Genomic DNA, 24,881 nt, shown 5'->3' with positions numbered 1-24,881 from the left:
CTGTGGGAGCTGGCTTGCCAGCGATGGCGTTGGCACATCCAACGTCTTTATCGACTGAGCCGGCGCTTTCGCGGGCAAGCCCGCTCCCACAGGGGATTGTGTCGATCAGCGATTGGTGCACGCCACAAAACCCGTGGGAGCTGGCTTGCCAGCGATGGCGTTGGCACATCCAACGTCTTTATCGACTGAGCCGGCGCTTTCGCGGGCAAGCCCGCTCCCACAGGGGGTTGTGTCGATCAGCGGCTTTGTGCACGCCACAAAACCGGTGGGAGCTGGCTTGCCAGCGATGGCGTTGGCACATCCAACGTCTTTATCGACTGAACCGGCGCCTTCGCGGGCAAGCCCGCTCCCACAGGGGGTTGTGTCGATCAGCGGCTTTGTGCACGCCACAAAACCTGTGGGAGCTCGCTTGCCAGCGATGGCGTTGGCGCGTTCGGTACCCACGACTCGATGATTTCTTATTCCATTAATCAACCAAGAAATCATTTTTTAATCTTTTATCGCTATTAATCTCAGCCCCTATCATTGCGCGTCTGCACTTGACTCATAAAAGGAATGTTCCATGCAAAGACGCCTGTTACTGGCTGCACTGTTTGTCGCTGTCGCCGGGTGCGCCAGTCCTCCTGCTGTTTCGGTGCATACCAAAGACCCCGCCAGCTCGACCCTGCAAGGTGACGCCTCGCGCCCGGCGCAGGCGCAGTGGATCCGCACCGAGTTGTACTTCTCGGTGGGCACGGTCGATGGCAAGGACGGTGCGGTCAGCCCGGCGCGCTGGCGCGAGTTTCTCGACAAGGAAGTGACGTCGCGGTTTCCCGACGGTTTCACCGTGTTCGATGCCTATGGGCAGTGGCGTGATCATGGGGCAAAGGAGCCGGAGCGGTTGAGCACCAAGGTCATCGTGATCCTGCACGAAAACAATCCGCAGAACGCCGGCAACATCGAGGCAATTCGACTGGCGTACAAACGCATCACCGGGGACTTGTCGGTACTGCGTCTGTCGCAACCTGCCGAGGTATCGTTCTAATCGCTGATCTGTCCGAGAGCTTGCCGAGGCGTCGACGCCAGGCGGCTCAATCCCGCCAGCAGCAGCGCCCCCATCAGCAACACGCCAATCCCCAGAAATGCGCCCCACCCCACCACTGTCACGCTCGAATAAAGCATGTACAGGCACAGCCCGAAAAACAGCAGCGGTAATAGCGGATACAACGGCACCTTCACCGGCCTCGGCACGTCGGGAAAGCGTCGGCGCAGGATGATCAACGCCAGGCTGCTGAAGCTCAGAAACAGCCAATACACCGGGGTCAGGTACTCGACCATGGTGTTGAAGCCGCTCTGGGTGAAACTGCCGAACAGCACCAGCAACAACGCCACTGAGCCCTCCGCCAGCAACGCTTTGCGCGGCACGCCGTCACGTTCGTGCCACTCGCCGAAACGACGCAACTGCGGCACATCGCGGGCAGCGGCATAGGTGGTGCGGGCGCCGACCAGCAAGGTCGAGTTGATGCTGGCGATGGCCGCAATACCCACCATCAGCAGAATCAGCAGCACACCCGGCGCGCCAAAGGCACGGTTCAACAACTCCACTGCCGGTGCGTTGCTCGCCGCCAGCCCGGCGAATCCAAGGCCTCGCACAAACGCCCAGTTCAGCGCCAGATAAATCGCCATCAGCAGCGTCAACGCGCCGAGCATGGCGATGAATATTCCACGTCGACCGTCGCGCACTTCCGCCGACAAGGTCGCCGCATCGCTCCAGCCACCGAATGCCAGAAACACGAAAATCATGGCCGCCGAAAGCCCCGCCATACCGGTGTTTTCCGGCGCAACCGAGACGCTTGCTGGCGCGGCTTCGATCCCCTGCCACGCCAGCCACACCCCGGCGCTGGCGATGCTCAGAAAGCCCAGCGCCAACAAGCCCACCAGCAAGGTCTGGGTGATGAAACCGATGTGCTTGCCCGTGAGATTGAGCAGCACCAGCGCAGCGATCACCCCGCCAGCAAACAACCCCGAGCCGTATCGACCGAGCGGCACCACGGCGTTGACGTAATCGGCAAACATGAACGCCGACAAGGCGATCCAGCCGGTGTGCATCACCGAGAAGCGTGACCAGGCAAACAGGAACCCCATGCGCTCGCCATAGGCGGTGCGCAGAAAGTGATAGTCGCCGCCAGGATGTGGGAATGCCGTGGCCATTTCGGCAAAGCACAACGCCCCGGCCATCGACGCCAGGCCGCCGAGCACCCACACCCAGTAGAAATATTCCCGCCCGACGTTCAGCGCCACGGTCGGCGCGGTCTTGAGGATGTCGGTGGTGATCACCATGCCCAGCGTGATCAGCAGCGCCTGCAACACTGGCAGATGGCGCTTGGGGCCGTTGGAGTGATTCATGCAGAGTTCCGCAGAAGATCCGCCGTCCATGGCGGTGCGGCTCAGAAGCCGTAAGTGGCGCTGGCGTAGTAGTAAGCGCCGTTGGTGCCGATCGGCGACAGCACGTCATACGGCAGGTTGCCGCCGTAATTGATCGCCGAGCCGGAGCGCTCCGGGTAGTTGTCGGTGAGGTTGTTGCCGCCCAGGGCGACGCTGAATTTCGGGGTGAATTTGTAGGTCACCTCGGCGTCCAGTTGCCACACCGCGCCGTAGGTCTGCTCCGGTTGCGAGTCGCCAAAGTCGAACACGCGAGTGGTTTCGCCCTGCCGGGTCAGACGCCCGAGCAGGCCCCAGTGTTCGCTGGCCCAGTTGGCGGAAAACACGAAGCGATCCTTGGGCGCCGCGTCAGTCAGGGTGTTGGTTTCTTCAACGCCGACCAGTGCATCGTTGCCGATACCCAGCGCCGTCAGTTGCGCGGGCGTGCCTTTGGTGCTGGTGACTTTGGTGTGGTTGTAGGTGTACGCGGTGGTCAGGCCCAGTTGCCCTTCATACAGCGGCTGGTGGTAGTTGAGCACCAGTTCGGCACCGTGGGTGCTGGTGTCGGCGGCGTTGGTGAAGAAGTTGACGTCATGCACCCCGGCCACGCCGAAATTGTCGTTGATGTATTGCTCCATGGCATCGCTGCCGATGCGCTGCGACAGGGTGATGCGATCCTTGACGTCGATACGGAACACATCGAGCGAGGCATCGAAGCGCTCGTTGAGCTGGAAGGTCAGGCCGAGGCTGAAGTTCTTCGAGGTTTCAGGATCGAGCTTCTCGGCCCCCAGCGCGCGGGCGATCGGGTCGTTGACCGAGAGCACACGAATATCGGTGAGCGTGCCGCCTTCGCCAAAGTTGCTGGTGGTGTTCTGAAAGCCGCTCTGCGCCAGCGACGGCGCGCGGAAGTTGTTCGACACCGCACCGCGCAACGCCCACTGCTCGGTCAGTTTGTAGCGACCACTGAGCTTGCCGGTGAGTTTGCTGCCGGCATCATCGTAATGTTCCCAGCGGGTGGCGGCGTCGACGAAAAAGCGGTCAGTCAGATCGCCCGACAACTCGGCGTAGGTAGCAAACACGTTGCGGTCCAGGTCCGACTCTTCGCTGGGGCGCAGGCCGTTGGCGCCGTCAGCGCCGGAACCGATGTACGAGGCCGCGTCACCGGCGTAGGTCAGGTAGTTTTCGTAGCGGTATTCACCGCCCAGCGCCAGCACGAACGAGCGTCCGCCGAGGCGCAGTTCGCGGCTGAAATCGAGGTTGGTGGTGGTCTGGCGCAGCTCGTAATCGCCGGTGTCGAACCGGGTCGGCGAGTCCTCACCGAGGCTGACGTTGAGCGTGCGGCGGGTGGAGCCGTCGAAGCGGTTGCGGCCATGGGTCACGCTGCTGTCGAAGTCCCAGTCTGCGCCGATCATGCCTTTGAAACCGGCGGTGGCAGAGACGTCCTTGTTGTCGCCCAGCGACTGCGGCAGGTAGCCGTTGGGATAGAACTGCGGCTGCTCGTAGGGGTAGCGATAGAATTCGGCGCCGGTGGTGTGGCGCTGGTTGTAGGTGCCGAAGCTGTAAGCCTTGCCACCCGCCAGCGGCAGCTCACTGTTGAACCACAGGTTGACGTCCCGCGCCAGGCCGTCGCCCATCACGTAGTTGCGCTGGTCCGGGGTATTGGCAAAACCGTCGAAACCGGCGCGGTTGGTTGGATTGCGATTTTTGTACTCGGTGCCGCCGCGAATGAACCCGCCCTCTTCACCCAGACGCGTGCCGATCTTGGCCGTGGTCACGCTGTTCTGGCCGTCGGTGGTGGTTCTGCCGATGGCGTCCTGATGGGTGTGAAACGCGCCGTAGCTGGTGGACACTTCACCACCCTCGGGCGCGTCGTCGAGGATGATGTTGATCACCCCGGCAATCGCGTCGGAACCGTACTGCGCCCCGGCGCCGTCGCGCAGCACTTCGATGCGTTTGATCGCGCTGATGGGGATCGAGTTGAAGTCCACCGGCGCCGTGCCGCGACCGATTTTCGACGAGTCGTTGACCACCGCCGAGGTGTGACGGCGCTTGCCGTTGACCAGCACCAGCACCTGATCCGGACTCATGCCGCGCAGCTGTGCGGCGCGCACATGGTCGGCACCACCGGAATTGGACTGACGCGGCATGCTGAACGACGGCAGCAACGTCTGCAGCGCCTGGCCCAGTTCACCGTCAGCCGCGCCCGTGGACTTGAGATCGGCGGCGGTCAACACGTCCACCGGCACTGGAGAATCGAGCACCGTACGTGCCGTGCCCCGAGTGCCGGTGACCAGCACGGTACCCAGCCGTGTGTCATCGTCAACGCGGGTGGAAGTGTCTTCGGCTTGCGCCGGAAGTTGCCAGATCGCACCGACCACCGCGATGGCCAGTAATGAACGCGAACGCTGATACATGGGACAGCTCCTTTATCGCAGCTAATACCCGGCCGTTACCGACAATAAAGGGTCGGCAATCAATGCACGGCAATGTCTGCTGTAGTTATGGAAATCAGGAAGGCGGTGAAGGCTGATTAGTGACTGAAGCGCAGCATCCCCAAAGTCAGTTTCTCCGTTGAACACCGATGCTAGACGGGCTGAAGGCTTGCCGTAAAAGAACCAATAACACTTAGGTTAGATCCGGCTGAATAGTTGTTTTTAGAGCAACACAAGTGTTGTTCCATCAACACTTAAACCAACTAAAGATCAACTAACTAAAATGTAGACCACTTCCCTGTGGGAGCTTGCTTGCCAGCGATGGCGTTGGCACATCCAACATCTTTATCGACTGAACCGGCGCCTTCGCGGGCAAGCCCGCTCCCACAGTGGATTGTGTCGATCAGCGGATTGGTGCACGCCGCAAAACCTGTGGGAGCTGGCTTGCCAGCGAAAGCGATGTATCAGTCAATAAATAAGGTGGCTGAACAGGCCCTATCGCNCGGTGTATCAGTCAATAAATAAGGTGGCTGAACAGGCCCTATCGCTGGCAAGCCAGCTCCCACAGGGATCGGTGGATGAATACAGATTTTTCAGTTCGCCACAGGAATCCACTCCGCCCGCGCCACGTTGGCGGTATCACCGAACGCCGGGAGTTTCTGCGCCAGGTCGCGAACGTTTTTCACGTCCAGATCGAGCAGTTGCTGACGGGTGATCAGGGTCGGCGGCACCAGCACCTGATGCCCCGGATTTTCGCCGGCAATCAACATTGCCAGACTGCGCACGCTGATCGCCCCCGCGACTTGCGGATTGACCGCTGCGGTCGCCGCCCAGGCGCTGTCCGGTTCTTTCATGATCTGAATGTCGGCGGTGGAAATGTCGGCGCTGTAGATCTTCACCTTGCGCCCCAGCCCGGCCTCGTCGACGGCGATTTTCGCGCCTTTGGCGAACTCGTCGAACGGCGCGAAGATCACGCGGATATCCGGATTGGCGCGCAGCACCGCGCTGGCCTGATCCGCCACCGAGTTGGCAATCGGCGGATTGAGCGTGCCGAACCGCGCCTTCTCGATGATGCCCGGATTGGCCTTTTTCACCTCACTCCAGATCTCGTCGCGGCGCTCCATCGGCGTGAAGCCGCTGATGTACACGTAACCGGCATCGAACCGCGTGCCGTTGTCTTTCACGGCCTGATCCAGCGCCAGCCGCGCCAGTGCATGGTGATCCTGCTCGACCTGAGTCACTTGCGGACTGTTCAGGTCAACGTCGAACGCCACCACCTTGATGCCTTTGGCGATCGCCCGGTCAATCGGTCCCTTGAGGGTTTCCGCCAGGCCCAGTTGCACGATGATCCCGTCGACCCCGAGGTCAATCGCCTGATCGATCATCTCGCCCTGACTCGCCGCCTGCTGCCGCGCATCGAACACCCGCAGATTGGCCCCAAGCGCCTCGGTCTGTTTCTCCACGCCGCGCAGGTACGCCTCGGGAAAGTCCCCGGAAAACAGGTAACCGACCAGCGCGATCTGCACCTGGCCCTTGTCGAACGGCGCCGGAGCACCCGGCAATGCCTTGGCCTGAGCGCTCAACGCCAACGCCGAAAGCACCGCGCCGGCGAGGCAATGGCGTGCGAACTGCTTGATTGAACCGTGCATACATCTTCCTTGCAGCGACAAATGAACCGGCTCAGCGCGCCCGATGCGCGAGGCCGAAGGTGAACATCAGGGCCAGCACCAGCACCAGTCCCTTGACGAAATCCTGCGCGTAATACGGCGCGTTGAGCATGGTCAGACCGTTGAGCAATGAAGCAACCAACAACGCGCCGACCAAAGTGCCGAACGCATTGGGCTTCTTCGCTCCGAGCACGGCAAAACCGATCAGCGCCGCGCCGAGGGCGTCCAGCACCAGGCCGTTGCCGGAGCTGACATCGCCGCGCCCCAACCGCGCCGCCAACAGCAAACCGCCGAGCGCGGCGAGCAACGCCGACAGCACGTAAGCAAGTAACTTGAAGCGCTGTACCGGCGCCCCCGCCAGCCGCGCTGCCTGCTCGTTGCCGCCAATCGCATAAAACAACCGGCCGATGCGCGTGCGCTCGAGAAACAGCCACACCGCCAGCGCCACCAGCGCCGTGATCAACACCGGAACCGGCACCACCTCCCACAAACGTCCGCGGCCGAGGGCGAGAAACGCCGCGCTGAACGTGCCTTCGGTTTCCACACCACTGGGCAAGGTCATGCCCACCGCAATCGAGCGCCCACCCGTGGGAATCAGTTGCACGCCGATCACCAGAAACATGCTGCCCAGCGTCGCGAGAATATCCGGCACCCGCAGCTTGACGATCAGCCAGCCATTGAGCAGCCCGACCAGTGCGCCACCGCCCAGACTGATCAGCACCGCCGGCACCGCGCCCCAGCCGAGCACCACCATCACGTAACTGGCGATCATCAGGCTCATCGCCGCCACCGCACCAATCGACAGATCAAGTCCGCCGACGGCCATGGTCAGGGTCACACCGAGAGCCAACAGCGCAACGATCGACACCGACTGCAAGATGCTGAACAGATTGCCGACGCGCAAAAACGCCGGCTCCGCGACACTGAAAAACACCACGATCAGCGCCAGCAGCCACAACAGGCCGTAGCGGATCAGCGCGTGCAACAGGCGCTCGGCGGGTGCCGTAGCGGACGACAACAATGAACTCGAATCAGGCACTCGCTCTGCTCCTTGGCGTGGCATGAAAGGGATGTTCGCTAGCGTCGCTGCCGGCCAGCGCGGCGACCAGGGTCGCGCGTTCAAGGCCGGCGCGCGGGTATTCGCCGACCACCGCGTGATCGCGCACCAACAGAATCCGGTCGGCGATTTCCAGGGCTTCATCGACATCGGCGCAGATCACCAGGGTCGCGCGGCTGGCGGCAGTGTCGCGCAGCAATTGGCCGATCTCGCGACGGGCGCGCACGTCGACGCCCTGAAACGGCTCATCGAGAATCAACACCCGCCCGTCCCCGAGCAGCCAGCGACCCAGCACAACTTTCTGTTGATTGCCGCCGGACAGCGCACTCATCGGCACCTCGATACCGGCAGTCTTGATCCCCAGCGCCGCGACTTGCGTCTCGACCGCTGCGGCTTCGGCGCGGTTACGAATGAAACCGGCGCGGGTGAAGCGCTGCAGAAACGGCAGCGTCAGGGTCCGGCGCAGGGAGAAATCCGGCACCAGCGACTGACTGGCACGATCCTCCGCCGCGAGAAACACACCGCTGCGAATCGCCGCCCTTGGCGAACCCGGCAGCCAGTCCACGCCGTCCAGTTGCAGACTGCCGGCCACAGCTTTGCGCAAGCCGAACAGCACTTCGGCAATCTCGCTTTTGCCGGCGCCGAGCAGCCCGGTCAGCACCACCACTTCGCCTTGGTGCAGGTCGAAATCGAAGCGCCTGGAGCGCGGTAAAACCTGCAAACCGCGCACGCCCAATACTTTTCGGCCCACGCTGCCGGGCGTGTAGACATGCCCGTCCAGCGCCTGCCCGAGCATGGCGTGCACCGCTTCCGGCAACTGCCGTGCGCTGAATTCCCCGGCCAGTCGACCATCGCGCAGGACAATGGCGCGGTCCGCCACCCGTTGCAGATCGGACAAGCGATGGGAGATGTACAGAATCGCCACGCCACGGCTGCGCAGGGTGTCGATCAGCCCGAACAGCCGCTGCGCCTCGGCATCTGATAACGCTGCGGTCGGCTCATCGAGAATCAGCAGACGCGGCTGCAGGGCAAAGGCCCGCGCCAGCACCACCAACTGCCGTTCGGCCTGGCCCAGGTGTTCAATCGGCTGCTCCAGCGGCAATTTCAGGCCCAGCCCGGCGGCGATACTCGCGGCGCGCTCCAGCAGGCGCTGGCGGTTGAGCCAGAAGTCCGCGTCGGGCCTGCACAACTCATCGAGCAGGAGGTTTTCCGCCACGCTCAAACCGGGCGCAATGCCCTCATTGATCTGCTGATGCACGGCAACGATTCCGACTCGACGGGCCGACAGCGGCGAACTGAATTGCCGGGGCTGGCCGTCGATGTAAATCTCGCCGCCATCGGCGCGCTGGCTGCCGGCGAGAATTTTCACCAGCGTCGATTTGCCGGCACCGTTGGCACCGAGCAACGCCACCACTTCGGCGGCATGAATCTGCAGGCTGACGCGATCCAGTGCGCGGTTCGAGCCGAAGCGCTTGCTCAATTCACGCACTTGAATCAGCGGCGCGCGGGCCACGACGACACTCATAAAATTCCTTAACGTCGATGGGCCAGCGAACGCACCAGCCGGTCGCCCAGGCTCTGCACGCCCTGCACCAGAATGACCAGCACCACCACGGTGGCGACCATCACTTCGTTGTTGAAACGCTGATAGCCGTAACGGATCGCCAGATCACCGAGGCCGCCACCGCCAATCACCCCGGCCATGGAAGAAAAACCGATCAGCATCACCAGCGTCAGGGTGATCCCCGCCAGCAGGGCCGGCAGCGCTTCGGGCAGCAGCACTTTGCAAATCACATGGCGGATATCGCCGCCCATGGCGAGGATCGCTTCGATCCGGCCTTTGTCGACTTCGTCCAGCGCGTTCTCGACGATCCGCGCGAAAAACGGAAACGCGCCGATGGTGATCGGCACCACCGCAGCGGTGCTGCCGAGGGTCGTACCCACCAGCAGACGCGTCAGCGGAATCAGCGCAATCAACATCACCACAAAGGGTAGCGAGCGCCCCAGATTGACCAGCGAACCCAGCGCGGCATTGAGCCGTGGCAGCGGCCGCAGGCCGTCGCGGCGACTGATAAACAGCAACACCCCGAGCGGCAAACCGATCAGCAGCGTGAACAGCCCGGCAAGCAAGACCATGTACAGGGTTTCGCCGGTGGCGTTGAACAGCAGTTGCAGGATTTCATCCCAGTTGATCGCGCGGTTCATGACTGAGCCGCTCGCACGCCGTATTGCTTGAGGAAGCTGAGCCCGGGGATGTCGTGGCCCAGCGGCAGGCCGCAGGTCGGACGCAACGACGTGCCGAGACTCGACTGCGGATCGGCGAGCAAACGCGGCACCGGGCCGGACTCGACCAGGCGCCCGTCGGCCATCAACGCTGCGTGATCGCAGATCGACTTGACCACGTCCAGCTCATGGGTGATCAGCACAATGGTCACACCCAGTTGCCGGTTGATATCGCGCAGCAGCTCAAGAATCGACGCGGTGGTTTCCGGGTCCAGCGCACTGGTGGCTTCGTCCGACAGCAGATACGCAGGCTCCGCTGCCAGGGCGCGGGCAATCCCCACCCGCTGTTTTTGCCCACCGGACAACTGCGAGGGAAAGGCTTGCGCCTTGTCCGTCAAACCGACCAGTTCCAGCAGCTCGCGCACCCGCACATGGCGCCACGGTTTGCCGACGTTGGCGATTTCCAGCGGCACGGCGATGTTGTCGAACACGGTGCGCGAGTGCAGCAGATTGAAGCCCTGGAAGATCATGCCGATGCGCTGACGCTGGCGGCGCAGGTCGCTGGGCGTCAAGGTCAGCAGGTCCACGCCGTCGATGAGAATTTGCCCGCTGTCCGGGCGTTCGAGCAGATTGAGACAACGCAACAGGGTCGACTTGCCTGCGCCGCTGCGCCCGAGGATGCCGTAGATCGCGCCGTCGGGAATACTCAGTGACACCTGATCCAGTGCCGGTGCCGGCGCTGACGGGTAGGTCTTGCTCAAACGCTCGACGACGATCATGGCTTGGCATCCTCCACCGGAATCACCGACCCCTTGAAGTTATCGCTGATGTATTTCGCCACTTGCGGCGAGGTCAGGTCTTTGGCCAGTTGTGCGATGCGCGGATCGTTTTGCAGTGTCGGCGTAGTCACCAGGATGTTGGCGTACGGATTGTGCTCGGCCTTTTCCAGCCCCAGCGCATCCTGGGCCGGCACCAGTCCGGCTTCCAGTGCGTAATTGCCGTTGATCACCGCGAGGTCGACATCGTCCAGCGCCCGAGGGATTTGCGGCGATTCGATTTCGAGGATCTTCAGCTGTTTCGGGTTCTCGGCAATGTCCTTGGGGGTGGCCTGATCGGCCGCCGGATCCTTGAAGCCGGGCTTGAGTTTGATCAACCCGTTGTCCTGCAACAGGTACAGCGCACGGCTCAGGTTGGTGACGTTGTTGGGCACGGCGACGGTGCCTTTTTCCGGCACCTCGGCGAAGCTTTTGTGCCGGCGCGAATAGATGCCCAACGGCTCGATATGCACCGTGGCGGCCACCGCGAGTTTCTGCCCCAGCGCTTGTTCCTGGGATTTCAGGTACGGCAGATGCTGGAAGTAATTGGCATCGACATCGCCATGCACCAACAGCTCGTTGGAGTTCACGCCGTTGGGAATCTCGATGACCTTGAGGTTGAGTTGCGGATCGATTGTCTGGATGTACGCGAGAATCTGCGCGTGGGGCACCGGATCAGCGGCCACCCGCAGCGGCTCCAGCGCCTGAGCACCGAACGAAGTCACCAGCGCGCCGAGCACGGCCAGGGTCAAACCTGTTTTTTTCAACATGGGCGGAGTCCTTGAGCGAATGAATCAGGCGTTGACGGTCTTGCGAGCCGGTGCGGCGGGCATCAGCGCATCGGCATAGAAGCGCCGGGCGACGTCGGGGTGCGAACGCAACCGACCCTTGAGGTAGTTCCAGCCGACATCGCGAAACAACGGATTGAGCGGATCACTCGCCGGGCCACGCGCTTCACGCAGCAGCACGGTGGGCAACGGGTACAGCGGCACCACGGCATCGAGTTGCGCGCCGAGGAAGAAGGCGATGGACAAACGCTCGCTGCCTGCGGGCGGCGACACCACCCGATGCACCGTGGCGCGCAGATAACCGTTGGTGGCCAGCTCCAGCAATTCGCCGATGTTTACCACCAGCGTGTTGTCGCGGGGTAGCGCATCGATCCAGCGCCCCTCTTCGACCTCCACTTGCAGACCGGCCTGTTGGTCCTGCAGCAGAAAGCTCAGAAACCCCGAATCCTTGTGCGCACCGACGCCCTGCTGGCTCGCGCTGGCAGCCTGACCTGGGTAGCGCATCAACTTGATGTGTTCGTTGGGCTTGTCGCCGTACAACTGATCGAACGCGTCCGCCCGCAGCGACAGCGCCTGGGCAAAGGCACGCAGCAGGCGCAACGCCATGCGCGTCATCGCCTGTTGCCATTCCAGCAGCAGCGGTTTGAGCGCTGGCAGCGCCGCCGGCCATTGATTGGGCCCCTGCAACCGAGCCCACAACGGGCTGTCCGCGTCCAGCGGCAACGCTTCACGCTCGGCGCCGAGATCGAATTGCTCACGCCAGTCGGGTTGACCACGGGTGATCTCGGAAGCGGCACGGTTGTACCCGCGAAAGTGCGGCGAATTGATCATGCCGACGGCGGTTTTTTCGTGCTCGGACAAGGCGAAGAACTGCCGGGCGTGATCCTGCACCTGCTTGAGCAGGTGGCTGTCGATGCCATGGCCGGTAAGATAGAAAAAGCCGACGTCACGCGCGGCGTGACGCAGGTTTTCAAGAAATTCATAACGCTGTTGCGCGGTGCCTTCGAACAACGAAAGGTCGAGCGTCGGCAGCGTGGTGATATCGAGGGTATGCGGCATGATTCACTCCCGTGTGAACCAAACCTGAAGAGCCTTTGATCGATTCAGCGTGTGCCGTCATGGCAATCGGGGGTCTATCGGTTTGATGCGTTTGATTCGTCGTGAGACAAAACTAAACGATCTTAAAAACCACGAACAAATACCCTTTTTGCATTAGCTTAGGCCTGACGCTGAGGTTCGCCGTCATCGCACAACCGCTATCCCGTTTCAACCGATCAGCGTGCCGGATCATAAAACGGCTCGACTGCCACCCGGCTGCCGACAAAGAAACTGTCCGCCACCAGCCGCAGTGGTTGCAGATCCACATCGCTGGCCCGATCACCAATCAGCTGCCGGAAGTGTCGATACACCGCCGTGTACTCGCCCTCCTCCGACACCACTTGACGCACGCCGTCGATGCTCAGCAGCGCTCCGCCGTTATCCAGCCGCAGCACCCCTTCGGCGCAGCGAATCTCGATACTCCAGAGTTCGTCGTGACCGTGGTCGAAATCGAACTCGGCCCGCACGTCGAGTCTGCTGGCATCGGACATCTTGATCGACGCGGCAATCGGCGACTGGCAGTTGTCCGGTACCCGCAGTTCGGCGAACTCGACAAACAGTGGCTGCGCGAGCAAACGGGTGACGATCGACAAGGCATTGATGCCCGGATCGAAAACGCCCAGACCACCGGGTTGCCAGATCCACGTCTGACCGGGATGCCATTTGCGCACGTCTTCCTTCCAGTCGATCCGCACGCTTTGCAGCGTGCGACTGGCGAGCCAGTCGCGGGCGGCTTCAATACCGGGGGCGTAGCGCGAATGCCAGGCGAACAACGCACTGACGTCCTGCTGCCGGGCTTGGTTGACCAAAGCCATCGCCTCGCCCAGCGTGGCGCACGGCGGTTTTTCCACCAACACATGTTTGCCGGCGGCCAGCGCCTGCTGCACCAGTGCGAACCGACCTTGCGGCGGCGTACAAAACGCAATCGCATCCACCTCGGGGCCGTTCTCCAGCAACTCGCTCAACGAGTGAAAGTTCTCCACCCCGGCACAGGGTTTACCTTGCGTGGCGACCGCCACCAGACGAAATCCGGGATCGGCGTTGATCGCCGGAACATGTTGATCCTGGGCAATCTTGCCGTAGCCCACCAGACCGAGACGGATCGGTTGCATCAATGACTCCTGTTTTTGTCTTGTTGTCGTCAGCGAGTGCGCAGATTAGCCGTAAACGTCACGGAAAACCCAGCTGAGTCTGATCAAAAAACCGCAGATGTCAGCGCTCGGTTCATCGCGCAGGGTAGCGTGCATCAATGCAGCGGCGCAGACGAATAGAGCCTGCTTTCTTTACGTACCTTCCCAGATAGCCAAACGTTAGCTGGCACGCTCACAGAAACGACGCCGTGCTATGGTCCGACAGAGAAAACGAGGGGGTTCCAAATGACCAGATCAGCGACTCAGAGCGTCGCGACTGAAGTTCGCCTGCTTGCCAAAGCCCACAAGGTTACCGCCGATCGTGACAACCTCAGTTGCATGGCGGTGACCATCACGCGCCTGGCCGGTGATGTCGTGGAACTGGACGGTGTTGAGCAATTGCTCGTCAACCTGAAAAGAAAAGGCGTTTTGAGCAAGACAGAAATCATGGCCCTCCAAGGCCGCTACCTGCAGGAAAAAAGGCGTTGCAAAAAGCAACTCAGTGCATGAGTTTCGACCCCTTTGGCGATTTTGAGACTGAAGGTTATCTTCAGAACTCGCTCAAACTCAAAGATCCCATTGAAGTCAAAGAGTCCGAGCACCTCTCATTTGAAGCCAGTATCGACGACGCTCTCGCCTATCTCATCAAGGAAAAGCCCATTGAGTGAGCATCAGTTGTAAAGCCCTCCCTGCGAATCCTCATCACGTTTGAGTTGGGCCGCACGCCTGCAGGCTGACAACGGAGAAAAAAGCCTGTTTTTCAGGGCTAATGCTGCTCACTTAAGAAACTTTGCGTTCAATTGAAACCCGTGGCGAGGGAGCTTGCTCCCGCTGGACTGCGTAGCAGTCCCTCTTTTGGGGCNCCGCTTCGCGGCCCAGCGGGAGCAAGCTCCCTCGCCACAGTCACAGTGTCGGGCTTAAGTGAACAGCATTAACTTTTCAGGGCAGGCTTTCACATTCACAACGCTGCAGTCACTTTTGCTGCGCGGTCAACGCCGAGTAACTGTTCATCAGGTTCCGGTAGTTCGGAATCCGCTGCGACAGCAGATTGCCCAGTCCTTCGATGTCGTTGCGCCAGTCGCGGTGCAGCTCACAGGCGACCGAGAACCAGTTCATCATTTGTGCCCCGGCCTGAGTCATGCGGTTCCAGGCGGCTTGCTGGACGGTGGTGTTGAACGTGCCGGAGGCGTCGGTGACGACAAAGACGTCGAAGCCTTCGGCCAGTGCCGACAGGGTCGGGAATGCGACACAGACGTCGGTCACGACACCGGCAATGATGATCTGCTTGCGGCCGGTGGCCTTGATCGCCTTGACGAAGTCTTCGTTGTCCCAGGCGTTGATCTGGCCTGGGCGGGCGATGTACGGCGCGTCCGGGAACATTTCTTTCAGCTCCGGAACCAGCGGGCCGTTGGGGCCTTGTTCGAAACTGGTGGTGAGGATGGTCGGCAGGTTGAAGAATTTCGCCAGGTCGGCCAGCGCCAGCACGTTGTTCTTGAATTCGTTTGGCGAGAAATCCTGAACCAGAGAAATCAGACCGGTCTGGTGGTCGACCAGCAGGACTACGGCGTCGTCTTTGTTCAGGCGGTTGTAGGTTGCAGTGCTCATGTTTGATTCCCTTTTCTTGGTTGTGGTGGTTGGCGTTGCGTTGAACATGGGCACAGATTACTGACACAACCGGAACCGATAAATCGGTTGAAAAGCGTTTCACTGTCAACTCATAACGGACAATCCTGTGACCAGGATCGGCCTCGCATGCTTCCGTCTCAATTCACCTCGGGTAGGGGTTTGGCGATCATCAAACTGCACGGCGCCCGGTTGAGGACACTCTCGACCGTCGCGCCGATGAAGCCGTCGAGGCCCTGCTGGTAGGTCGTACCGAGCACCAGCAGGTCGAACGCGTTCTGGCGAGCGAACTGTTCGATCACTTTGTGCGGGATCCCGCTCATCTGGTGTCGGCGTTGAGTCTCGATTGCGTAACGCTCGGCCAGCGCATCAAACGCCTCTTGCTGGGTGTCGTTGATCGCCTCGCACAGGCTGTGATCCAGACTCAGCGTCGGCACGCTCATCGCCGCATCGCCCAGCACCGACCAGTTGCTGACATTGAGCAGGTGCAACTCGGCGCCGCAAGCGCTTGCCAGCGTGGCGGCCAGATCGAGGATGCGGTCGTTGAGGCCTTGGGTCAGAGCCTCCAGATGCGACAGATCGACGGCGGCGAGCATTTTCAGCGGCAGAGGATGACGGGTTTCGGTGACCAGATGCACCGGGGCCGGACAGTCGCGCAGCAACAGCCAGTCCAGCGGTCGATGGAATGCCCGATTCAGCGCCGGGACATGATGAGTATCCTTGATCACCAGATCGGCTCGATAGTCATTGATGTACTCCAGCAGATGCGCCGGCGTGGCCCTGGCCCAGACCACTTCGCTGCTGACCTGCACGCCGCTGCCGGTGTGGAACCGGGCCTGTTGCTCCAGCCAGTGCCGGTGTACCTGCAAATAACCCTCGCGTGCCTGGGCCATCGCATCGTGGTCAAACAGACCGGCCACCGCCAGCGCCTGCACATAATCGAACGCCACGATGTGCAGCGCCGCGCCGGTTGCCTGCGCCAGAGCCATCGCGCGATCGAAGGCCGGGGTGCGAACCATTTCGGCAGGCGCGATCAACAGCATTCGCTTGAATCTGAGCATACGAACCTCATCCTGGCAGTGCGGTACTGGCCTGAGGGCCAGCCTGACATCCCTGTCGATCGAGTAGTGACCACTTGCCCGGCCAGTATCCGACGGTACCTTGCGAGGGTTCTGATTTTTATCAAGCAATGGCGCAGCTGCGTTCCCCCGCAGTGCGCTTTCGTCCGTTCGTCAGCTGGCGCAGGCGGTTGTTAAATGAAATCGGTGTCCGTATGCGGGGCACCTATGCTTAACCCACCCCCAACCGCGTGAACTCTCCCATGTCCGAAAAACTTGCTCTGCCTGTGCACCACCTCAAAACCGCGTGCTCCAACTGCAGTGTGCTGGAGTTGTGTCTGCCGATCGGCATGAGCGGTGCAGAAGTCGAGCGCCTGGACACGCTGATCGTGCAACGGGTCAAGGTCAAAAAGGGTGCTGCGCTGTACCGCACCGGCGATCCGCTGCGCTCGTTGTATGCCGTGCGAATCGGCTCGTTCAAGACCAGCATGCTGTCGGTGGACGGCCGTGAGCAGGTCACCGGTTTTCACATCCCCGGCAAGATGCTCGGGCTGGACGCCATCAGCGCCGACGAGCATGCCTGCAATGCCTTTGCCCTGGAGGACAGCGAGGTCTGCCCGATCCACTTCGCGCAGCTGGAAAAACTGGCGCAGAACCTGCCGTCGCTGCAGCACAACCTCAATCGGCTGCTGAGCCGTGAAATCGTGCGCGACCACAGCATGTTGATGCTCATGGGCAACATGAACTCGGATGAGCGGCTGGCGGCGTTTCTGCTCAATCTGTCGCAACGCTTGAGCCTGCGCGGTTACTCGGCAAAGGATTTCGTGCTGAAAATGCGCCGCGAGGAAATCGGCTCCTTTCTCGGGCTGCGTCTGGAAACCATCTGCCGGGGCATCGCTCACCTGCGGGATCAGGGACTGGTGGAAATCAGCGGCCGCGACGTGCGAATCCAGAACATGGACGGCCTCAAGCAATTGGTTGCCGGCTGCCACCGCTCGCCACGCTGAGGCCGGCCCCGGCCGGTCAATCGCTGGGGCCCCGTTGCCTGACCGCCAGAATGCTGCCCGGCACCGAGTACAGTGCCCGCTCGGTGTTGCTGCCGATCAACCGGTCAACCCCGACCCGATGCACCGTACCCATCACCACCACGTCAGCCAGGTACTGCTCGACAAACTCGCTGATCACCGGCACCGGCAAGCCCATGGCGAAATGCCGACGTTCCGGGGGTACGCCATGACGATCGGCCAGCGTCACAAAAGCCTGATGCAGCGATTCACGCAGTTCTTCGACAAAATTGCCGTTCCAGCCACCGGTCACCAGCGGTGCGTCACCGTTGAATGCCGCCGACAAGTCATAGGCGTACAACAAGTGCAACGGCGCGTCACATTGCAAGGCCAGGGCGTTGGCCGTCTGGATGATGGTGTCGTTCAAGCCGTTGATCTGCGTGGCCGGATCGAACGGATCCACCGCCGCGACCACTCGATGCGGTAATGCGTAGCGAATCTGATTGACCAGGTGCACCGGCACCGGGCATTCACGCAGCAAGTGACAATCGAGTGGCGTGATGAACACCCGTTTCAGCACTGGCTCCAGCGCCACATCCTTGATCAGCAGATCGGGCTTGAGTGCCTGCACGGTCCTGAGAATCTCCAGCAACGGGTGCGTGGTGAACACCACATCGACGGTGACCTTCAGGCCATGGCCGTTGAGTCGTTCGACCTCATCGGCGATCCAGCGGCGGTAGCGCCGCAAATAGCGCTGAGCGTCGACTTCGTCGATTCTTTCTTCCCACAGATGCGCAACCGGCACCGGTTCGACAAAGGCCCGTACGTCCAGCGCCGCCCCGCTCGCCTTGGCCAGCGCCATGGCGCGCAGCATGGCGGGTGACTGATGCAGGGTCTGGTCGGCGACCAGCAGCAAACGTTGATATTGCCCCATCACACACCTCCGCTCGGCACCGGCGTTGCACGACCGGCAAGGTTCCAGCCTGCGCTCGCGGCCCACTGCCCGACGTTGATTTACATCAACCAACAGCCATTGAGTGACGCGTTTGCGTGTGTCTGATCCAGATCAGATGCGGGCCTCGGCGACGGCGTAAAACCATCAAAAACAACCGTTGCTCAACGCGTGTCAGCCTTTTCAAACCGGATGGAGGATTACCCCATGCTTACAGTCAAAGACCACAACGATCGAGCCGTGGCGGCCTACGCCGCAGTCTCCGGGCAACACTGGATCGAGGCCGTCAAGGATGGGCGTCATGTGTTGATCCGTCCGTTGGCGGAAAAGGATCGCGAGCGTGAATACGCCTTCATCAAGCGCCTGTCGCCCGAGTCCCGGCACATGCGTTTTCTGGCGCAGATCAGCGAGCCCGGCCCGGCAATGCTCGACCAACTGATGGACACCGATAACCGGCAACGCACGGCGTTTATCGCGCTGGTGCATGAAAACGGCCAACTGATCGAAATCGGCATCAGCCGGTATGCCGCCACCGGCGAGCATGAATGCGAATGTGCCGTCACCGTTGCCGATGAATGGCAACACCTGGGCCTGGGAACACTGTTGATGGAGCATCTGATCAAGGCTGCACGCCAGAACGGCTTCCGCCAGATGTATTCGGTCGACGTTGCCAGCAACGAACCGATGCGCGAACTGGCCCGGGCGCTGAAGTTCGAAACCCACCACGATCCTGAAGACAGCCGTCAGGTCATACACCGTCTTCACCTGTAAAAATCGCCCGGTGCCGAGTCTGCAAACGACTCGGCACCGGGCGATTCTTCACGATTGCAAGGTATGTCCCGGTTTGATCGCCAGCACACTGCACGGCGCGCGATGCAGGATCTGTTCGGCGGTGGTGCCCAACAACTTGTTCAAACCGTGGTGCTGCACCGTGCCCAACACGATCACCTCAATGTGATGTTCGGCGGCAAACTCGCAAATGCTCGGCACCGGTGGACCCTCGACAAAATGTCGGCAGGTCGGAGGCACACCGTGGCGTTCGGCCAGGGCGGCAAATGCCTCATGTTGCGCACTGCCCAGTGACTCATAGATGCCGGTGGCCAGCGGCAAGGCGCCGTAGCCCATGTCCGTGGCATACACCGCCGCCCAGTCGTAGACATGCAGCAACTCAAGCCTGGCATCACACTGCTCGGCCAGGCGCACCGCAGCGTCGACAATCTGATCATTGAACAGCAGGTCCTGATCTTCACTGCGCAGTACGTCAATGATCGCCAGCACACTGCGTGGCCTTGGATGCACGTCATCGGTGACCAGATGCACCGGCACCGGGCAATCGCGCAGCAGCTGCCAATCCAGCGGGGTATAAAACACCCGCTTCAACGCCGACTCCTGCTGCGCATCCTTGATGATCAGCGCCAACGGCATTTCGTTGACGAACTGCAGGACTTCTTCGTAAGGATGTTGCACCCAGACCACCTCACTGGTGACCTGGATGCCATGCCGTTCGAGCAATTTGCCCTGCTCGGCCAGCCACTGGCGATGCGTGCGCAAATAACCGTCCCGGGCCAGACGGATTTGCTCAGGAGCGAACAGGCCCGCCACCGCCAGCGCCTGCAGGTAATCGAAGGCGACGATGTGCAACGGCAACTGCATGGCGACGGCCAACGCGGCGGCACGCTCGAACGCCGGGGTGTGGCTCATGGTAGGGGGAGCAATCAACAACAAGCGTTGGGTCTGCGACATGGGGCACCTCGGCACGGCGGCCAACGGGATCAAGTGAACAGATCTCCAGATTGCCCGCTCCTGCTGCCGACGAGTTGATCTTGATCAGCTCTGCCTCAAACCCGCGCCGCCGCGTTTCAGTGCCATAAGGTGCCGGCCCACATCGCCAGTGTCAGCAGCACCTGCCCGGGGATGACAATCGCCGCGAAACGCCTGCCGCCGCTGACCCAGGCCACCACGCATTTGCTCAACGAGTTGCTGCTGATCGCGATCAGCGCTGGAGCGACAATCGCCGCCACCGGTAACAGGCCGGCCTTGGCCAACCCGGCGATCGAGGCGGTTGACGCGTGCGCATCGGCGAACCCGCTGAAGGTGGCGGTGAGCATCACGCCCACCTGGCCGAATTGACTGAGCATGGCCGACGAGACCAGGGTGATCGCGGTCATGGTCAACGCAACGATCAAGGCCAGTTTCAGATTGAATGCACCGCCTGCCGGCAGCGTCTCTTCAGCTCCTCTGGCGGGTCGGGGAAACATCAGACAAGCACTGTAGATCAGCGCCGCCACGCTGCCGCAGACTAACGGCAGCCACATGTTGCGCAACAAGGCTGGATCGACGGTGGCGAGAATCAGCCCGGTCTGAACCATGGTCGCCAGATTGGACAGCAGCGCTGCCGCGCTGAGGATTCGCAGATTCGCCGGCTCCCGGGCGAGCCGATGGCCCATCGTCGCAATGGTCACGGTGCTGGAAGCGAAGCCGGAGGCGATGGCGCTGAGAACGTAGCCGTAACGAATGCCCAGCGTACGAACGGCAATGTGCCCGCCGGCGCCCACCAGCATCAGCAACACCGTCAAGGTGCAAATGGTGCGCAGATTGAGCGCGGCGTACGGCCCGATGTAGCGATCCGGTGTCAACGGCAACACCACCAGCGCGGTTATCAGCAAGATCAGGCCATCACGCATTTCGGTTTCGCTCAACTGCGTGATCGCGAAGTCATGCAGCTTTTCCCGATACGTCAGCAAACCCGCCACCACCACGCCAATCGCCACCGCCAGTTCGGGTGAGCGTGTGCACAACGCGCCCAATATGAGCACGATGAGCAGCGCCACTTCGCTGGTCACGCCGGGGTCGTCATCGCGCCCGCGCCAATAGGCGACGGTGATCAGCAAGGTCAAACCGATCGCGACAATCCCCACCAACAGCGCCGCCCCGACCACCATCGCGGCGTAGCCCAGCAACGCGCTGATCGCGAAGGTGCGCAAACCTGCGCTGCCTCGACGCTCACCCGTGCCCTTGTGCCGTTCGCGCTCAAGACCGATGAGCATGCCGATGCCCAAGGCAGCCGCCGCCCCCGTCATGCCCAGGGATTCATTCATCGTCGATTTGCCCTGCCTTACCCCTGCGCGGATCGAATTCAGCCCACCACAGCCTTCACGGTTCTGACCGGCGCGGGTGGAGTAAATATTTGACGCTCAGTTGCGTGTGGCCAGGGATGCGGCGCGTCGATGCGGGTCTGGAGCCGGCTGACAAAAGCCTGCGCCTCCTGCAACTGATTGAAGTACACGCGACAATCATCCAGCGACACCACCCAGCCATGCGGCGCCGCCGTTGCACTGATATCAATGTTCATCGAAAAGCCTCCGTCAAATCGGAAAAGGCCCTTGTTCAAGGGGTAATCGCCACCTTCATGACCCCGTCGCGCTGATGCGCAAACAGCTCATACGCCGCCTCGATGTCATCGAGTTTGAAGCGATGGGTCACCAGCGGCGACAGATCCACCGCGCCGCTTTGCACCACCGCCATCAAGCGACGCATGCGTTCCTTGCCACCAGGGCACAGGGTCGAGACGATGCTGTAATCGCCCAGCCCGGCGGCAAAGGCATTGAGCGGAATGCGCAGGTCGCCGGAGTACACTCCCAGGCTCGACAAGCGTCCACCGGGACGCAGCACCCGCAAGGCCGATTCGAAAGTTCCTTGGGTGCCCAGCGCTTCGATGGACACGTCGACACCACGGCCATCGGTCAACGCCATGATCTGCTCGACCACGTCGCCGTCCTTGAAGTTGACCACATGGGTCGCGCCCAGTCGGCGGGCGACGCTCATGCGTTCGGGCACGGCATCGACGCCGATGATCGTGGTGGCGCCCTTGAGGCGCGCCCCCGCCACCGCACACAGGCCGATCGGCCCGAGGGCAAAGACCGCGACGCTGTCGCCGATGTTGATCTGCCCGCGTTCCGCCCCGGAAAAACCGGTGGACATGATGTCCGGGCACATCAGCACCTGTTCGTCGCTGAGGCCGTCGGGGATCGGGCACAGATTGGCCAGGGCGTCCGGCACCAGCACGTATTCGGCCTGGCAGCCGTCGATGGTGTTGCCGAACTTCCAGCCGCCAATCGCCTTGAAGCCGTGGCGGGTGTCCGGGCCGTCCTGCGAGCCGCAACCGCACAGGCAGGCGTAACTTTGGCCGCTGGGCGTGATAGCCCCGGCGATCACCCGTTGACCTTCGACGAAACCGCGCACCTGCGAACCCAGCCGCTCGATGACGCCCACCGGCTCATGACCGATGGTCAGCCCCTTGGCCACCGGGTATTCGCCGCGCAGGATATGCACGTCTGTCCCGCAGATTGTCGTGGTGGTGACGCGCACCAGCGCATCCAGTGGCCCAACTTGCGGAATCGGCTTGTCTTCGAGCACGATGCGGTTCTTTTCGACGAAGATCGCTGCTTTCATCATGGTCATGATCAAATCCTCTGAGCGGGTCGCAGCTTGAGATGTCTTCAAGACTGCGCCGTCGTCACAGCGCCAACGTTGATAATGGTCAAACAAACTGCGGATCAGCCCACCGCTGTCGCGAGCACGCCCGCTCCCACCCGGGATCTCGGACAGCCTCCTCATACCGCACGTCCGATGGACTGTGTGGGTGAATCGCCCCGTTGACAAATATCAATCCCGCCCGCCACGCCCGGGCCACGATGGACTCAAGGCTCACGGCCCGAACACAACGCCGCCCTTTCGCGTCGTGTGTGCGATCAACCACGGGAGATTTGTCATGTCTGAGCAATCGCGTTTCATGCTGGTGGTTTCGCCCCTGATGAAAAACAGCCCGGCTTTCGAGCGCGCCGCCGCGCTGGCCAAGGCCTCCGACGCGGCGTTGCACATCGTTGCATTCGATTATCTGGAAGGCCTGGCGACCGCCGGACTGGTCAACGAACAGGCGCTGGAACAGATGCGCCTGGGCTACATCGAACGCCATCATCAATGGCTTGAGGACCAGGCCCGGCCATTGCGCAAACTCGGGGTGCACGTCACCACCGAGGTGGTCTGGGTCGAGAGGCCGCTGCAGGAAATCCTCATTCACCTGCGCGAACAACCGATGGCGGCGCTGATCAAGGCACTGGAACACGAATCACTGCTGTCGCGCCTGATGTTCACCCCGCTGGATGTGCACCTGCTGCGCGAATGCCCGGTGCCGCTGCATTTCGTCAGCCATGTGCAACACGCCCTGCCACGGCGGATTGTCGCGGCGGTCGACCCGTTCCATCGCGATGGTCAGTACCAAGGTCTGAACGACCGGATCCTGTACGAGGCCGATAAACTGGCGACGCTGTGTAACGCGCAGCTCGACGTGATTTACGCCCATGACCTGACCTCGCTCAGCGCCGCCGAATTCGGTTTCGATCACGCCTCCGCGTTCTTTTCCTCCAGTGCCGCCAAGGCGCTGTTCGATGCCCAGGGCGAAGCGTTCCGTGAGCTGGCCGAACGCAACGATATTCCGGCAGAAAACCAGCACATGATCCTGGGCGACCCGGCCAAGGTACTGGCCAGCTACGCCGATGCTTATGACATCGACATGATCGTCATGGGCCGCATCGCCCACCGGGGTGTGGGCCGTCTGATCGGCAGCACCGTCGAACACCTGCTGTACAAGATGCCATGCAGCGTGTGGGTGGTGGCGCCGGAAAAAATCGAGTGAAGTTATAAGCTGATAACGCCTTCATTAAACCGTCTTTCAAACGTTGTACTAGGATAGGATCCACATCCTGACATTGCGTCGACCAGGGAACATGCTCGACGCAGGTCAGGAATGGGACTGTTTCACCTGCAACTCATGGATGATGTTTATGAACTCACACCTGTTTCCCCATATCGGCAAAGTCATTGCGAGCACCGGTAGTCGGCACTTTCCGCGAATGCTGCATGACCTGATCCAGACGCAACTGGCGGTGGACGCCACGCACATTCGGCAAATGCGCGTTGAGCCGGTCGGCCGCCCCGCCCATCGCAATCCGCCGGAAACCGGCAAAGACTCGGCCCAGCAGGCTGAAACGGTATTCTGCGAACACATTGCCGCACGCTCGAGTGCGCCAATAGACGCGCCCGCCTCCGCCAGCGCCGACGCCTCACAATTGCACCTGACCCGACGCAAGGACGGCTACCGCTACGTGATTTCGGTGTATCGCAACGACCAGTCGCAACGGTTCTCGGCCCAGGAGCAGAGTTTGTTGCAGGACATCTCTCCGGTGCTGTTGCCGATGCTGGAAAAACACATTCACGCCCTGCAACCCTTGCAGACCGGCACTGAAGAGCCGTCGCCCGGCACTGACGGCGCGCAACCGGGCCTGGACAACCTGCGACTGCGCTTCAACGAACGTTTACAGCAACTGGGCCTGAGCCTGTCCAATCGCGAAACCGAAGTGTGCATTGGCCTGCTCGCCGGGCGTACCGCGCCGGAGCTCGCCGAGCAATTGCAGTTGAAGGTCAACACGGTGGAAAGCTATCTCAAGCGCGCCGCGATCAAACTGGGGATCAGCGGCCGGCATTCGTTGATGCGCTGGATGTACTCGCCGGAGGACACGTCCACCGCCACCAGCGCGGCCTGAGTCCGCCACTGAAGAAAAAAACCGCCGCCCTC

Annotated in this window: 23 protein-coding genes and 1 pseudogene; 7 read left to right on the top strand and 17 right to left on the bottom strand. The window is 61.6% G+C overall.

The genetic code is table 11. The features are described 5' to 3' along the window. The first annotated feature begins 562 nt into the window (after window positions 1-562). Entirely contained in the window at window positions 563-1,024 is a 462-nt protein-coding gene (locus ACTJKS_RS22170; protein ID WP_108182914.1) for a DUF3574 domain-containing protein, read from the top strand. Here ACTJKS_RS22170 and ACTJKS_RS22165 read toward each other — a convergent pair. From ACTJKS_RS22165 to ACTJKS_RS22120, 10 genes are all read right to left on the bottom strand, one after another. Beyond that, window positions 1,021-2,385 (bottom strand): APC family permease, encoded by a 1,365-nt coding sequence (locus ACTJKS_RS22165; protein WP_108182915.1) that lies wholly within the window; start codon window positions 2,383-2,385, stop codon window positions 1,021-1,023. The two genes, ACTJKS_RS22170 and ACTJKS_RS22165, sit on opposite strands and share 4 nt — an antisense overlap. A gap of 41 nt (window positions 2,386-2,426) precedes the next feature. After that, window positions 2,427-4,814, bottom strand: a complete 2,388-nt coding sequence (locus tag ACTJKS_RS22160; RefSeq protein ID WP_108182916.1) for a TonB-dependent receptor plug domain-containing protein — start codon at window positions 4,812-4,814, stop codon at window positions 2,427-2,429. A gap of 611 nt (window positions 4,815-5,425) precedes the next feature. Continuing rightward, a complete protein-coding gene (locus ACTJKS_RS22155) occupies window positions 5,426-6,481 on the bottom strand; it encodes a substrate-binding domain-containing protein (RefSeq protein ID WP_108182917.1) in 1,056 nt (351 codons plus the stop codon). Between the two features lie 31 nt (window positions 6,482-6,512). Then, on the bottom strand, window positions 6,513-7,538 hold the full coding sequence (locus ACTJKS_RS22150) for an ABC transporter permease (protein WP_108182918.1): 1,026 nt from the start codon (window positions 7,536-7,538) through the stop codon (window positions 6,513-6,515). Beyond that, entirely contained in the window at window positions 7,531-9,081 is a 1,551-nt protein-coding gene (locus ACTJKS_RS22145) for a sugar ABC transporter ATP-binding protein (RefSeq protein WP_108182919.1), read from the bottom strand. Before ACTJKS_RS22145 ends, ACTJKS_RS22150 begins: the two co-directional genes overlap by 8 nt. 8 nt (window positions 9,082-9,089) lie before the next feature. Beyond that, entirely contained in the window at window positions 9,090-9,761 is a 672-nt protein-coding gene (locus tag ACTJKS_RS22140; protein ID WP_108182920.1) for a methionine ABC transporter permease, read from the bottom strand. Continuing rightward, a complete protein-coding gene (locus tag ACTJKS_RS22135; protein WP_086792814.1) occupies window positions 9,758-10,558 on the bottom strand; it encodes a methionine ABC transporter ATP-binding protein in 801 nt (266 codons plus the stop codon). Before ACTJKS_RS22135 ends, ACTJKS_RS22140 begins: the two co-directional genes overlap by 4 nt. Then, window positions 10,555-11,364, bottom strand: coding sequence for a MetQ/NlpA family ABC transporter substrate-binding protein (locus ACTJKS_RS22130; protein ID WP_108182921.1), 810 nt, complete (start codon window positions 11,362-11,364; stop codon window positions 10,555-10,557). The genes ACTJKS_RS22135 and ACTJKS_RS22130 overlap by 4 nt, the downstream gene beginning before the upstream one ends. 24 nt (window positions 11,365-11,388) lie before the next feature. Then, a complete protein-coding gene (locus ACTJKS_RS22125) occupies window positions 11,389-12,441 on the bottom strand; it encodes an isopenicillin N synthase family dioxygenase (RefSeq protein WP_108182922.1) in 1,053 nt (350 codons plus the stop codon). A gap of 215 nt (window positions 12,442-12,656) precedes the next feature. Then, window positions 12,657-13,592, bottom strand: coding sequence for a Gfo/Idh/MocA family protein (locus ACTJKS_RS22120; RefSeq protein WP_108182923.1), 936 nt, complete (start codon window positions 13,590-13,592; stop codon window positions 12,657-12,659). 264 nt (window positions 13,593-13,856) lie between these two features. Between ACTJKS_RS22120 and ACTJKS_RS22115 the strand changes: the two genes are divergently transcribed. Further along, window positions 13,857-14,120 (top strand): hypothetical protein, encoded by a 264-nt coding sequence (locus tag ACTJKS_RS22115; protein WP_041074997.1) that lies wholly within the window; start codon window positions 13,857-13,859, stop codon window positions 14,118-14,120. Then, window positions 14,117-14,275, top strand: a pseudogene (locus tag ACTJKS_RS22110) (cell filamentation protein Fic); the annotation flags it as partial. The gene ACTJKS_RS22115 and the pseudogene ACTJKS_RS22110, both read left to right, overlap by 4 nt. 307 nt (window positions 14,276-14,582) lie before the next feature. Here the strand turns inward: ACTJKS_RS22110 and ycaC are convergent. Next, window positions 14,583-15,215: an isochorismate family cysteine hydrolase YcaC gene (gene ycaC, locus ACTJKS_RS22105; RefSeq protein WP_041074995.1), complete on the bottom strand. Its 633-nt coding sequence runs from the start codon at window positions 15,213-15,215 to the stop codon at window positions 14,583-14,585. A gap of 158 nt (window positions 15,216-15,373) precedes the next feature. Further along, window positions 15,374-16,294 carry a universal stress protein gene (locus ACTJKS_RS22100; protein ID WP_108182924.1) on the bottom strand — a complete coding sequence of 307 codons (921 nt, stop codon included), beginning with the start codon at window positions 16,292-16,294 and terminating at the stop codon, window positions 15,374-15,376. Between the two features lie 260 nt (window positions 16,295-16,554). On the opposite strand from ACTJKS_RS22100, the gene fnr reads away from it, so the two are divergent. After that, window positions 16,555-17,298, top strand: a complete 744-nt coding sequence (gene fnr / locus ACTJKS_RS22095; RefSeq protein WP_440828990.1) for a fumarate/nitrate reduction transcriptional regulator Fnr — start codon at window positions 16,555-16,557, stop codon at window positions 17,296-17,298. Between the two features lie 16 nt (window positions 17,299-17,314). Here the strand turns inward: fnr and ACTJKS_RS22090 are convergent, their stop codons facing one another. Next, window positions 17,315-18,229, bottom strand: coding sequence for a universal stress protein (locus ACTJKS_RS22090; protein ID WP_086792804.1), 915 nt, complete (start codon window positions 18,227-18,229; stop codon window positions 17,315-17,317). Window positions 18,230-18,454: 225 nt separating this feature from the next. Between ACTJKS_RS22090 and ACTJKS_RS22085 the strand changes: the two genes are divergently transcribed. Next, complete coding sequence (locus tag ACTJKS_RS22085) at window positions 18,455-19,018, top strand: GNAT family N-acetyltransferase (RefSeq protein ID WP_041074987.1); 564 nt, start codon at window positions 18,455-18,457, stop codon at window positions 19,016-19,018. A gap of 48 nt (window positions 19,019-19,066) precedes the next feature. Here ACTJKS_RS22085 and ACTJKS_RS22080 read toward each other — a convergent pair whose 3' ends face one another. The 4 genes from ACTJKS_RS22080 to ACTJKS_RS22065 form a co-directional block, all read right to left on the bottom strand. Beyond that, entirely contained in the window at window positions 19,067-19,990 is a 924-nt protein-coding gene (locus ACTJKS_RS22080; RefSeq protein ID WP_041074985.1) for a universal stress protein, read from the bottom strand. A gap of 116 nt (window positions 19,991-20,106) precedes the next feature. After that, window positions 20,107-21,345: an MgtC/SapB family protein gene (locus ACTJKS_RS22075; RefSeq protein WP_108182925.1), complete on the bottom strand. Its 1,239-nt coding sequence runs from the start codon at window positions 21,343-21,345 to the stop codon at window positions 20,107-20,109. Between the two features lie 38 nt (window positions 21,346-21,383). Next, complete coding sequence (locus ACTJKS_RS22070) at window positions 21,384-21,599, bottom strand: hypothetical protein (protein ID WP_108182926.1); 216 nt, start codon at window positions 21,597-21,599, stop codon at window positions 21,384-21,386. Window positions 21,600-21,634: 35 nt separating this feature from the next. Further along, window positions 21,635-22,708 carry an NAD(P)-dependent alcohol dehydrogenase gene (locus tag ACTJKS_RS22065; RefSeq protein ID WP_262948588.1) on the bottom strand — a complete coding sequence of 358 codons (1,074 nt, stop codon included), beginning with the start codon at window positions 22,706-22,708 and terminating at the stop codon, window positions 21,635-21,637. Window positions 22,709-23,018: 310 nt separating this feature from the next. On the opposite strand from ACTJKS_RS22065, the gene ACTJKS_RS22060 reads away from it, so the two are divergent. Both ACTJKS_RS22060 and ACTJKS_RS22055 read left to right on the top strand, forming a co-directional pair. Continuing rightward, complete coding sequence (locus ACTJKS_RS22060; RefSeq protein ID WP_108182928.1) at window positions 23,019-23,942, top strand: universal stress protein; 924 nt, start codon at window positions 23,019-23,021, stop codon at window positions 23,940-23,942. A gap of 148 nt (window positions 23,943-24,090) precedes the next feature. Next, window positions 24,091-24,849, top strand: coding sequence for a helix-turn-helix transcriptional regulator (locus tag ACTJKS_RS22055; RefSeq protein WP_108182929.1), 759 nt, complete (start codon window positions 24,091-24,093; stop codon window positions 24,847-24,849). Window positions 24,850-24,881 lie beyond the last annotated feature (32 nt).

The sequence above is a fragment of the Pseudomonas sp. 22189 genome, from assembly GCF_052045635.1.
GTDB classification, from domain to species: Bacteria; Pseudomonadota; Gammaproteobacteria; order Pseudomonadales; family Pseudomonadaceae; genus Aquipseudomonas; species Aquipseudomonas parakoreensis.
The sequence above is the reverse complement of the archived record's forward strand: the minus strand, read 5'-3'. Positions and strand labels throughout refer to the sequence as shown.